This is a genomic window from Candidatus Cloacimonadota bacterium, assembly GCA_012516855.1.
GTDB lineage: Bacteria > Cloacimonadota > Cloacimonadia > Cloacimonadales > Cloacimonadaceae > Syntrophosphaera.
Map to the genome: position 1 here is coordinate 13,038 of JAAYWB010000059.1, position 12,064 is coordinate 25,101.

Below are 12,064 nucleotides of genomic sequence, written 5' to 3' on the forward strand. Positions count from 1 at the left end.
AGGCTGCTGGTTGTAACCGGGGGCGGAGACTGCCCCGGTCTCAATGCCGTCATCCGCGCCATCGTGAAACGCGCCGCGTTTGAACCTGACTGGGAAATTCTGGGCAGCATCGACGCCTTCAACGGCATACTGCTCGACCCCATGCAACTGATGGAACTCACTCCCAAAACCGTGGCCGGAATCCACGTCCAGGGCGGCACCATCATCGGCACCACTAACCGCGGCGGGCCTTTCAACTGGCCCGTGCAGAACGCGGACGGTTCCTGGACCACGATCGACCGTGGCGCCGACCTTATGGAACGCCTCCGCGCCCAGAACATCAGCGCCGTCATCAACATCGGCGGAGACGGCTCCCAACGCATTTCACAGGGCTTGTTCGAACTCGGCTGTCCCGTGATCGGAGTACCCAAAACCATCGACAACGACCTCTCCGACACCGATTTCACCTTCGGCTTTCAGACCGCCGTCGATGCCGCCACTGATGCCGTGGACAAGCTGGTGACCACCGCCGCCAGCCATCACCGCGTTCTGATCCTGGAAGTGATGGGCCGCTACGCTGGCTGGATAGCGATGCACGCAGCCATCGCCGGCGGAGCAGAAGTCTGCCTCATCCCCGAGATCGATTATGACATCAATTCCGTGATGAACGCGCTCAACCGCCGCTTCACCGCAGGCAAAGGCTTTGCCAACATCGTGATCGCCGAGGGCGCCAAACCGCTGGGCGGAACGATGAGCTACACCGCCAGCGAGGAACCCGGCGCCATGCCCATCCGCCTGGGCGGAGCAGGGCTGCGTCTCTCCCAGGAACTCAAGGATGCCGGCTGTCCCATAGAGATTCGCGAAACCATCCTCGGCCACCTCCAGCGCGGCGGACGCCCCAATTCCTTCGACCGTGTGCTGGCCTCGCAATTCGGCGTGGCGGCCTTTGAAATGGTGCTGCAGCAAAAATGGGGTTACATGGCTGCCTACCGCCATCCGGATATCGTCGCTGTGCCTTTAGCCGAAGCCATCAAAACCTACAACCATGTTGATCTGAAATCAGGCCTGGTGCGAACTGCGCGCGGGCTGGGCATCTGTCTGGGCGACTGACCAAGGAGACGATCATGCAAGAAAAGACATTTTACTACCTCTATCACAAAGCCCGCGGCGCGAGCCGGGAACAAGTGATGGAAGCCGCGAAACTGAGCGCGGAGGAATATGACCAGCTGGAACAGAGCCGCGGGGAAGACGTTCGCCGGATTCAACAAGACCTGCCCCGGGCTGCCGGCATCGGACCGGATTTCGTGCGCCTCACCCGCTACATCTATGGCGGCTCCAGCGACCAGGAGCAGGGCAAACCCTGTCCCGAAGCGGTGAAAGCCCGCTCCGGAGAGGTCATCCAACTTCCTGCCGTGGAAAGGATTCCGGCGCCGGAAATTTCACTGCGCCAGGCCATCAGCCAGCGCCGCAGCCTGCGCAAATACTCAGATCAGCCGCTGTCTTTGGAAGAGCTTTCCTTCATGCTTTGGGCGACCAGTTGGGCGCGCGATTTCCGTAGCGGCAAAAACATTGAGACCACTTTCCGCAACGTTCCCTCAGCCGGCAGCCGCCACCCCTTTGAATGCTATCTGCTGGTGAATAATGTGTCCCACCTCGCCGCCGGGCTCTACTGGTATCATCCTCTCAAACACGGTTTGGTCAGTCTGGAAGAGTCGGACGATATCGCGGATCACGTTTTGGGTGGCTGCATGGGACAGGAAATGGTGGTGCGCTCCGCCGTCACCTTCATCCTCTGCGCCCGGCCCTATCGCGCGGTCTGGCGTTATCAGCAGCGCTCCTACCGCTATCTGTATGTTGACGCCGGCCACTGGGGCCAAAACATCCATCTCGCCGCCGAGGCTGTAGGAGCCGGAGCCTGCATGGTCGGCGCCTTCATGGATGAAAAAATGAACGCCTGCCTGGGCTTGGACGGTGAAGAGGAATTTGTGATCTACGTCGCCCCCGTGGGAAAAAAGTGAGCCGCAACTGAACAGCCCACTATCGTTTTCATCTCATCCAAGTGTTCCCTATTCCCGCACCGCCTTCACGCAGTAGAATTTTTTCTCCGCGCCCTGTTCCAGCAATATGGAAGTTAAAGATGTTGCCTCGAGTTCGATCCATCCGGGATCGCCAACCGGGAGGGGCGCATCCGCCTCTAAAACCACATAGCTGAGGGCGTTGGGAACTTCGTTCCAATTCAGGATGATCTGGCCAGTGTCCGTTCTGGAGATTTGCAGATCTGGTGGCTCTATGAAGATGCCCAGGGTAATGATAACATCAGAGACGACCAGTTCCGTTTCCTGGCCGTTTATGGGCGGTAGTCCGCTCATCAGCCAGAGGTTGATGTTCAGCTTCATGTCCGTTGATTCCGCGGGGATGCTGGGCCCTTCATAGAGCCAGTCTTCGATCACGTAACTGGAATGGGGCGGTTCATCATAATGTCCGTGAAGGCTGCGGAAATGGACGAAATCCGGCTGCCAGAGGAAGGAGTGCGAAGTCCAGGACCCTTCCAGTTCAACCTCGAAAGGATGGTTGTTGCCTGGAATAGAGTAGGGCTGGACGGTGTAGCTGCCGCAGGGATAGTCCGGATCGCCCCAGCGGGAGAATTCGATGTCGATCTCTCTCAGGTCATCGGCATAGAGGAAAGGCGCGGCGACGACGTTGGGGTCATAGAGGTCCACCCGGCTTTCTAGGTAAAAGAGGTAATTGCCGTATCCGGCAGGCTCCAGGGTCCAGACCTCGGCGCAGTGCCAGACGCCTCCAATCTGGCGAATTTTCAGGTGCAGTTTCCCTGCGTCATCTACCCAAACACTTTCCTCGCTGTCGGAAAAGTTGTTCGGCCCGGGTCCCAAGTTCTTTCCGTTTTTCACCCACCAATACCTTCCTGCGAAGTTTATCACCCGCTGGGTGGTGTTTTCCGCCCCGGGGGCTTCTCCGGCAATGAGCAGCCCCGGCAGAATCAGTTCCAAGGCCAGCAAACCCAACAGGGAAAATGTCAACTGGATCCTTTTCATTGTATTCTCCGGTATGTTTATGCTTCCCACAATTTAACCGGAAAACACCGCGCGCAAAGGGATTCTTGCCCTCATGCCGCGATTTCCCAAAAGATTTGAAACAGAGCCATAAATCCAATTTGAACCAGTTATTCTTGGGCAACCCACACCACTCAGGCAAAATGTGGTATTTTTTACCACATTGGTATTTTTCTGTGGTGAAAAATACCACAGGCTGAAAACAACGCAATTAAGATGCATTAGGCCATAAAATTAGGTTCATACAAAAAATAGGGTGGTATAATCTACCACAAGATCAATAATCTATAAATGACTAACTACATAACATACAGTAAGTTAAGCGGTTACTATAATTGGCTTTGATTTTGCACTATTAACAGATTAGAAACGAAAATATCACATCTGCGCCAAGACTAAAGGAGCTAAAGATGAACAAAACGGTTGTTTAATCGGTGACCTGCTGCTATAATTCGGCGTTTGTTTAGGGCATACAGCCACAATCAACTTGTGCGGCAGGGTCACCAACCTCAATTCCATCGGCCAAGTAAGAGGCGCAACGAATTGCTTTCATTCACCCCTCCCCAGAATACTGGCAACGAAGTGGAAACTTATAGGGACAAAGCCTACATCTCGGCACATCCAACTTATTGGTACACTTTACTGTTGAGGCTTATCGACCACGGATAGCTCGACTGAGTGATTAACAAACGAATATTTCAACTAGATCGAATATCATATAAGGAGAACGACATGAAGAAGCTTTGGAATACTATCCAAGGAGTGTTCACAATTAGAGGAACAGTAATGAAGTCATTCTATAGTGTGATTGCTATGCTGTTAGTGGCTCATTTGATATACGGACAGAATAACACCAATCAACAAGAAATAATAACACAATCTTCAACAACAACATCATCAGATAAAATATCCACTTCAGGAAAACAAATACCAGGATTTATATTTGTTCAGGGCGGCAGCTTCACCATGGGAGATACAAGAGGTAAGGGATGTGAAGATGAGTTGCCAACCCATATAGACACCCTGAACTCTTTTTACATAGGCAAATTTGAGGTCACCCAAAAGGAGTTTTCCAAGTATATGGCGCCGGATATAAAACCAGATACAACCTGGACAATCAAATATGGCTTGGGGGCTAACTATCCTGCTTATAATGTCTCTTGGTATGCCATCCTGAAATACTGCAACTTGCGCAGCGTGAAAGAGGAGCTAGCTCCCTGCTACAGAATCGGTGGAAGCACTAATCCCAACGATTGGGGCTCTATCCCCACTTTTAAAGACTCCATCTGGGACGCTGTCATCTGCGATTGGAACGCCAATGGTTACAGATTGCCGACCGAGGCGGAATGGGAGTATGCAGCCCGCGGGGCAACAAATGAACCGGATTATCTTTACAGTGGTTCGGACAAAATAGAATACGTGGCATGGTATTTAGATAATTCTGAAGACACCAGTCATCCTGTCGGGGAAAAAAAAGACAATAGCATTGGCATTTATGACATGAGTGGCAACATCTGGGAATGGTGCTGGGACAGGTATTCAGACTCTTACTACAGAAGCAGTCCGCGGAACAATCCGGTTGGTCCCAGCAGCGGGTTGTCTCGGGTGTTTCGCGGCGGTGGCTGGAACTACAATGCTAGCCTTTGCAGGGTGGCGAATCGTGCCGACGGAGCTCCGTACGAAAGCTACATATTCGTTGGCTTCCGCGTCTGTAGATCGGCCCCATAATATTATGAGTTTGTATCTTTATTCCTGAAGGTACAAACAATAAAAACATGAATCAAGAACCGTTACCCCTCCCCGAAAGTGCAGTTTAGGGGGGGTAACGGTTCGGGCTATGGGACCAGTTTCTTTTGATACTTTTTCTTTCCCAAAAAGTTGCTGGTAAGCTGCTGAAAATCGTCATAACTGCACAATGATCCACTTTTTGTGCTCCTTTTCAACCCATTTTACTCATTTTCCAGCCTAATTCGCAGCAGCTGTACGGTTTTTCCTATGGACGGACTTATCTTTCACTACTTTTTCCACGGCTCGCCAAATCACAGCCTAGCGTACATCGAAAGCAATGAGCATGGACGACAGGATAAACCGCGGAAACGAAGGTAGGATATATAGAAGCACTCAGTCTTTGTTGCCGTCGATGCTCGTTCCTTGCTCGACGCCAGCTTTTGGCCGGGGTGAAGCGACACCGACTGGCCGTTAGGGCCCTGACCTGTGTCCCGGATGCGCCTCCCGCATAATGCCCGTATTTGATGCGAGGATTATACGGGAGGCAGGGGAGAGGGATAAGCGCAGGCGCTCAGGGCCTGACTGGCAGGATAGAATGGCGGGCAGGGGTTTATAGTGCTATATTGGCTTTATTTCAAGCCGGGTGGGTCAGGATGGTATGCGGCTCAGGGCTTGGTCGAGATCGGCGATGAGGTCTTCCGCGGCTTCGATGCCCACGGAGTAGCGCACCAGGTCATCTGTGATGCCTGCCAGGAGTTTGGCTTCCGCGCTTACTTTGGCGTGGGTCATTGAGGCGGGATGCTGGATCAGGGTTTCCACCCCACCCAGGGACACGGCCAGAGCCGCCAGATGAACGTTGTCCATCAGGATCCGGCCGGCTTCGAAACCGCCTTTGAGGCCAAAACTTATCATCGCGCCTGGACCGGACTGCTGTTTCAGGGCCAGTTCGCGCTGAGGATGGGAGGCCAGGCCGGGATAACGAACCCAAGCCACGGCGGGGTGTTTTTCCAGATAATCCGCGATCATGGTGGCGTTGGCCTGGGCGCGTTCCAACCTTAGGGAGAGGGTTTTCAGCCCCCGGGAAACCAGAAAGGCCTGATGGGGGTCCATGCTGGGGCCAAGGCTGGTCATCACGTTGTACATCAGGGTATGGTCGGCGGCAGTTTTGGCCACGATAACGCCGCCCACAACGTCAGCATGGCCGTTGATGAATTTGGTGACCGAATGCAGCACGACGTCCGCCCCCAGCTCCAGAGGCCGCTGCAGGTAGGGCGAGCAGAAGGTGTTGTCCACCACCAGCCTGATCCCGCGTTCGCGGCAGAGCTCCGCGCAGGCGGAGATGTCGGTGAGGGTGATGGTTGGATTGGCAGGGGTTTCCACATAAAGCAGTCTGGTATTGGGACGGAGGGCGGCTTCCACCCTGGTCAGGTCGCTGGTATCCACAAAGCTGGCCTGCACTCCGAAGCGGGAAAGATGGTTCTCCAGGACGCTCCGGGAAGCACCGTAAACGGCATCCGTGGAAACAATGTGCGCCCCGGCGGAGAGGAAAGACATATAGATAGTTGTGACCGCCCCCATTCCGCTGGCCAGGGCGATTCCTCCGAAACCTCCTTCCAGGATGGCCACGGCGTCTTCCAGAGCCCGCACGGTCGGATTTCCCAAGCGGGTGTAGATGTAGCCGTCACTTTCGCCGGCAAAGCAATCGGCGCCATTCTGGGCGTTTTCGAAAGCGAAGGTCGAGGTTTGGTATATCGGCGTCACCACCGCTTTCAGGGGATCAGGTTTCTGGCCGCCATGGACCAGGGAGGTTTCGAATCGGGGCTTTTGGTTCATTATAATTCCTTACTATGTTTGAGCTTATTCCACCGGCAGGAAATTGAGGAAGGCGTTGATGCCCAGGGTGGAGATGACGGTGCCGATCAGCACACTGATGACGATGAGGATCTTGAAATAGTCCTGGGCTTTGAGCATGGCCACCAGTTCCAGGTTTCGGGAAAGGTAGGCCGAAGCGGCATAAAACTCTTCACCGATGAGGGTATAATCGCAGGTGGTGATGAAGAACGGGATTTGGGTGATGGCGTCGGAACCGGCAATTTGGATGGCGCCGCTCTGGTTGCCGGTTTCTGTCATCAGCAGGGCTTCCGCGTAGAAATAGCCCATGTAGAAGATGGTGGCAACCTTTTCGCGGACGGTGATGCCATTCACGGCCGCGCAGAAAGCGAACTGGGTGTCTGAAACGAAGAAGATGTCGTCCTGGTTGTAGGCGTCGGGCCGGCCGGCTTCGTTGTAGGCGGTCAGCACCATTTCCTGGGCCAGCGGGAGCACCAGATAGTCCACCTGGGGTGAGATGAGCCGGATGTCGTATTCCGCGGTTTTGCCGCCGATCTTGTTGAGGATCATCATGGCCGAGATAGTGCAGGGGTCGCCCAGGGTGCCCCAGCCGGGCACAAACATCACGGGACGGCCCATTTCGGTGGCGCGGCCCACGGCGTTGTCCAGCTCTTCCAAACCTGCGATGGGACGGATGTAGAGGTCCTTGCGCCTGGCCTGGAAGATGGCGTAAACCACCATCAGGCCAAGGATGATGGAGGCGATCAGGGTGGCCAGTTTGGTTTTGTCGAACCACTCCCCTTTCGGGTGCAGCGGAGTTTCGATCCCCGGTCCGGTGGGCTTGAGTTCAGGCTGGTCGGTCTCATCGGCCCAGAGGCCTTTGCCGTTGGTGGCCAGCATCTTATATTGGTAGGCGCGGGAATTGCGGTCCAGCTCATTCAGCATAACGCGGCGCCAGGCTTTGTCGCTGCCGGCTTTAACGCCGGCGAGATAGGCCGGATGTCCTTTGATGTAAGCCAGTTCAGCCTCGCTGGCCTGAAGTTCCTGCGCCTTTTCCGAAAGCGAATCGCCCGGGGCCACGGTCTGTTTCAGCTTGGCGATGCTGGCGGCCAGGTCTTTCAGATAATCCTCCGTGTCCTTTTTATAGAGGCTGGGGGACAAAGCCACGCCGGAAGCGGGGTCCACGGCCACAGTGAAATGCGGGTCCGTGAGCACCAGGCCGGTTTTGGGGTCAACCTTGCTGATCAGCGGATTCTGGGTATCCACGTAGGGCACCAGATGCTCATAAAAACGGCTCAGGGCACCGATACGCATGCCAGGGCTGTATGATCCGCTCAGGTTGTTTTTGCTGAAAATGTCGTAGTAAAGGTGGTTCAATTCCTGCCCGGCACTGGTGACCTTGCCTCCGTTGAAACGGAAGGCCTGGGGATCGTAGTTCACCTGCTGGCTGATGGGCGGGCCGGGGAAATTCTTTTCGCCCTGAATTTCGGTGAAAACCTCCACATTGAAGCCAATCTCGGGATTCCTGCCCTTGGGGAATTTCACGCGGATGATCTTGTCCGGATAGCTTTCTCTCACTTCATTCAAAACCTTGCCATCGGCATCTAGGAAGCGGAGCTTGAGCCTGGAAACCTTTTGATGGCCATTTTCGGCGATTTCATAGTTCACCCGCAGCCTGGTTCTGGCCTTGTTCAGCCAGGAAGCCTGGGTAACGAAGGCGAAGGGGCGGCCGAAGGAAAAGATGATGTTGTCGCCCTTGTCATAAACTTTTTCCACGACCTGGTAATCAGGCAGCTTGGGCAGGTCCGCCGAGCTTTTTATCTGCAGCTTTTCACCCAGGGACGCGGCCTGGAAGGATTCCTGGCGGAGGCCGTCCTCCGACGACCAGTAATTGGCATAGGTGAGAACCGGCACCCAGTTGACCAGTTCCTCCGGGGAAGGAATGTTTGTCCCGGCCTCGGTGAGGTCCACTTTGTCGTAAAAGCTTTGGGACCAATAGTCAGGCTCCATCTGGTGCACGAGGATCGAGCCTCTTTGCCAGTTGGCGATGAACACGCTGTCCGGAGCGGCGGCGTTGGCTATTTGGTCCTCGCGGAACTGGGGCAGCAGGCTGCGGGGCATCAGCCAGGCTTCCCAGGCCACGATGTTGTTGCTACCCAAAGGCGGTGACCACTCGAAGCGAAGTTCGTTCCTATCAGTCAGATAGGAGGTGTGCAGCACCGCGGTGGAATCGGGACGGTTGTTCACCGGCACCACTTTCCGCACCGGGGTGGCAGGCAGGAACCTGCCCGTTTCGGTAACGGGAACCACGCAGTAGTAATAGCTGTGTTCAGCCTTGGGATTGGCATAGAGGTTGTTGAACTGGTTAAGCCGGTAGCCGGCGTAGATTTCTTTGGAATCACCCTGGCCAATTTCCACGCGTTTGGAGCTGTTGTAGTATTTGGAAGCTTTGATATCGCCGATGACATCGTAGTGTTTGAGCATTTCGCCCAGGATCTTGGCATCCCGGGGCACACCTTTGTAAAGCGTACCTTCGGCAACCTGCTGCTTTTCCTTTTTCAGCCTTCCAGGGGCTGTCTCAAACTCGATGAGGGGATTGAAGCTTTTGTCCTCGAAATTGAGCCAATTGCCTGACGCACCGGCTTTGGGGTCAGCTTCCTGGGTGGATAGAAGAAAAAGGCTGTCCGGGCTGACGCCGCGGTAGATGTTGTATTGGATGATCCTGTGTTCGCCGCCAAGGGGCTTCCATTTCAGTAAAACGCCGGAGCCGTCGTCGTGCGGCATGTCGAGGGCGAGAAACTCTTCTATCTGTGCTGCCCTGGTGTCACCGCCCGAGCAGGCGGTGAGGAGCAACGCTGCCGCCAAAAGCAGCAGCAGTCCAAGCTTTATGATTTTATTCATGCGTTCTTCCCATGGGCCTTGCCCACCGGTTCAAGTTAAAACTAACAAGGAGGGGAAGCCCGGTTAAGCTTCCCCCATGTTTATAAACGCTGATCCGGTCAGCCGGCGATGGCCTGTTTGATGGCCATGAAGACGTCATTTACCAGGAACTGGATACGTCCGATCAGAAGCGAAATACGAGCCATCACAGTGAGGCCGAAGGAAGCGCCGAAGCCCACCATCATGAACCATTTGCCGATGCTCACGAATTTTCCGTAAACCCCGGTGTGGGCTTTGGAAAAGAAGAAATAGAGCAGCACGGCAATCGTTCCGATGAAGATCAGGGCCAGGTTCACGTTCTCGATCGGCACCATGGCCTGGCGCATCTGCACCAGGATGCTGTTGTGCATGGCCAGCGCGACGGAAGCGCCCACACCCATCATCGAAAAAGCGATGGGATAGCGCGACAGCCAGCTGAGTTTGCGGGAAAAACGCAGCAGGTAGAACATACCGATGATGCTTGGTATGATCAGTATCCACTCGTGTTTGAGGAAGATGGGCTGGTAGAAATAGGGGATGAACACCCTTTCATAGGTGAGCACCAGCGAATAGCCCAGCGATATTCCCACTAGAAGCTGTTCGGACATCTGATAGAAAGGGTTGTCCTTGTAAAGGAAGGAGAAGATACAGAGGGTGAAAAAGGCACCCACAAGGTTGCTAAAGAGTTCAAATGTCATTTTTTCCTCCCTTTATTGTTTGCGGAGACGGGCTTTCTGGATGAAGTAGCCGATGTTTCCGATCAGGATGAACACGATGATCATGATGTGGGCTACGGATTGGGCGTTCATGCCGATGCGGGCGACCTTGAACTTGTAGATGGTGTTGCGGGTCATGCGGTTCAGGGCATCCCAGGTGGTGGGGGCAAAATCGTTTTCTTCAAGGTCGCTTACGTCGATCACGATCTTGCCGTCGGCTTCTTGTTTCGCCTGAGTCAGCTTAGCGCGGTCCTCCTCAGGATAGTTCTCCACGAATTTCTGAAACTCTTCCGGGGTGAACTTGGCCTGGGTCTGGGTGGTGATTTTAACCAAATCCTGCACCTCGGGTTTTTCCAGAATGTCGTCGCTGAAAGAACGGCCGGGCAGTATTTTATTGCCTTCTTCGTCGGTGTAGGGGTGCATCACGTCGCCGGGAGCGCGGTAGGCGGCAAAGACTTCCACCAGTTTTTCATATTCGGCGGCGCCCTTCAAGCCTGCCAGCATGCCGATGAACTGGCCGGTCTGCAGGTAGGGATATTCATCAGCGGCCATCACGGCGGTAACGCCCACCGCGATGTTGGTGCCGAATTTGGGACGGGCGTAGGTGAGCCAGTAGCCACCTGCGACGGAGCCGGAAAACTCAATCACCAGGTTCATTTCCGTGTAGTTGTTAATGCCTTTCATGATAGGTAGGTTTTCCACCTTGCGGCCCTCGGCATCGGTGGGAACCGCGGTGGCGATGTTGTCGCCCATACCGATGATGGTTGGCATGATGAGGGCGGCGGGGATGTAGCCGAAGTTGCAGTAGTCGGTGCCGCTCTTGATGTTCGGATACTCTTCCTTTACGGTGTTGATGGCCATGTCGATGATGGGCGCGCCGGTGGGCAGGAAGGAAAGGAAAAACACCTTCACGTTGCGCTCGAAGCAGTGGCGCAGAATGGCTATCTGCATGGGATAGAGTTCCGGCATGGTGGAGGCGTCATGGTAAAAGCTCATCAGGATGGCGCGGTCTTCGCGTCCGGCGAAGGAATCGACCATCTGATACACGTTTTCCGTGGGCGGAGAGGTCACGTTGTCCGAATTATAGGGTAACATCAAAGGAATGATGATAGCCAGGGCGACAACGATGTAGATCCAGCGGCGGTCAAGCTTTTGCAGACGTTCGAAGAAGTTCAGTTTTTCTGTCATGATCAATCACCTCCCAGGTAGGAACGTTCAATTCCCAGCAGGAGCTTCAGGGTGGTGGCTACGCTGCCGAGGCCAACGCCAAGCATGATCCCGCGTTTGGAGGCCAGGTTCGGCACGTCAAGGATCCATTGAGAAATATCCGGCAAGAATTTGCTGATCTTAACTCCCAGCGGCACCTGGGCCAGCATCACCACTATGGCCGCCACCAGCAGCACGGTGGCTTCAGGAGATCTGGCGCGGAAGGCCTTGTAAGCCGCGGAGGCCATGTAAAAGGCCAGCAGCGAGAACATTGTGGCGCTCATCGGCATCTGCATGTTTTCGAACAGCCACATGTAGAGCCCGCCTTTCTGGGTTCCGCCGATAAATCCGGCCAGCGAAGTGACGATGAATCCGGCGAAGAAAAAGAAGCTGTACTGCCACTTGGGAGCTTTGCGTGTGATCTTACCATAGTGCATCATGGAAAGGCTCATCACGCCCAGCAGCATGCCGAAAGGCGCCATTGCCCGTGCCCAGGGAACGTAAAACTCGTAGTAGAAAACATCCTGCAGCAGCCTGTGGGGCACGAACACCCAGGCTAGCCAGATGAATCCTCCGATTATCACTATCAACAGGGGAATTGTCTTCTTCATCTAA

9 protein-coding genes are annotated in these 12,064 nt (G+C 54.7%); 3 read left to right on the forward strand and 6 right to left on the reverse strand.

What is annotated here, in order from left to right:
• Positions 1-6 precede the first annotated feature (6 nt).
• Both GX466_05840 and GX466_05845 read left to right on the forward strand, forming a co-directional pair.
• On the forward strand, positions 7-1,089 hold the full coding sequence (locus tag GX466_05840) for an ATP-dependent 6-phosphofructokinase (protein NLH93728.1): 1,083 nt from the start codon (positions 7-9) through the stop codon (positions 1,087-1,089).
• 14 nt (positions 1,090-1,103) lie between these two features.
• Positions 1,104-1,997 carry a SagB/ThcOx family dehydrogenase gene (locus GX466_05845; protein NLH93729.1) on the forward strand — a complete coding sequence of 298 codons (894 nt, stop codon included), beginning with the start codon at positions 1,104-1,106 and terminating at the stop codon, positions 1,995-1,997.
• Between the two features lie 48 nt (positions 1,998-2,045).
• Here GX466_05845 and GX466_05850 read toward each other — a convergent pair whose 3' ends face one another.
• Complete coding sequence (locus GX466_05850) at positions 2,046-3,032, reverse strand: hypothetical protein (protein NLH93730.1); 987 nt, start codon at positions 3,030-3,032, stop codon at positions 2,046-2,048.
• A 750-nt stretch (positions 3,033-3,782) separates the two neighbouring features.
• Between GX466_05850 and GX466_05855 the strand changes: the two genes are divergently transcribed.
• Complete coding sequence (locus GX466_05855; protein ID NLH93731.1) at positions 3,783-4,778, forward strand: formylglycine-generating enzyme family protein; 996 nt, start codon at positions 3,783-3,785, stop codon at positions 4,776-4,778.
• Positions 4,779-5,426: 648 nt separating this feature from the next.
• Here GX466_05855 and GX466_05860 read toward each other — a convergent pair.
• From GX466_05860 to GX466_05880, 5 genes are all read right to left on the reverse strand, one after another.
• Entirely contained in the window at positions 5,427-6,611 is a 1,185-nt protein-coding gene (locus GX466_05860; protein NLH93732.1) for a PLP-dependent transferase, read from the reverse strand.
• 24 nt (positions 6,612-6,635) lie between these two features.
• On the reverse strand, positions 6,636-9,509 hold the full coding sequence (locus tag GX466_05865) for a hypothetical protein (GenBank protein ID NLH93733.1): 2,874 nt from the start codon (positions 9,507-9,509) through the stop codon (positions 6,636-6,638).
• Between the two features lie 98 nt (positions 9,510-9,607).
• A complete protein-coding gene (locus GX466_05870; GenBank protein ID NLH93734.1) occupies positions 9,608-10,225 on the reverse strand; it encodes a hypothetical protein in 618 nt (205 codons plus the stop codon).
• A gap of 12 nt (positions 10,226-10,237) precedes the next feature.
• Positions 10,238-11,419: a hypothetical protein gene (locus GX466_05875; GenBank protein ID NLH93735.1), complete on the reverse strand. Its 1,182-nt coding sequence runs from the start codon at positions 11,417-11,419 to the stop codon at positions 10,238-10,240.
• Positions 11,420-11,433: 14 nt separating this feature from the next.
• The gene (locus tag GX466_05880; protein ID NLH93736.1) at positions 11,434-12,060 is read right to left on the reverse strand and encodes a hypothetical protein; all 627 of its coding nucleotides are present in this window, start codon (positions 12,058-12,060) and stop codon (positions 11,434-11,436) included.
• Positions 12,061-12,064 lie beyond the last annotated feature (4 nt).

Bases quoted from the DNA above. Each gene is read 5' to 3' on its own strand.
- GX466_05845 (NLH93729.1), top strand. From the start codon at position 1,104: ATGCAAGAAAAGACATTTTACTACCTCTATCACAAAGCCCGCGGCGCG.
- GX466_05850 (NLH93730.1), bottom strand. From the start codon at position 3,032: ATGAAAAGGATCCAGTTGACATTTTCCCTGTTGGGTTTGCTGGCCTTG.
- GX466_05855 (NLH93731.1), top strand. From the start codon at position 3,783: ATGAAGAAGCTTTGGAATACTATCCAAGGAGTGTTCACAATTAGAGGA.
- GX466_05860 (NLH93732.1), bottom strand. From the start codon at position 6,611: ATGAACCAAAAGCCCCGATTCGAAACCTCCCTGGTCCATGGCGGCCAG.
- GX466_05865 (NLH93733.1), bottom strand. From the start codon at position 9,509: ATGAATAAAATCATAAAGCTTGGACTGCTGCTGCTTTTGGCGGCAGCG.
- GX466_05870 (NLH93734.1), bottom strand. From the start codon at position 10,225: ATGACATTTGAACTCTTTAGCAACCTTGTGGGTGCCTTTTTCACCCTC.
- GX466_05880 (NLH93736.1), bottom strand. From the start codon at position 12,060: ATGAAGAAGACAATTCCCCTGTTGATAGTGATAATCGGAGGATTCATC.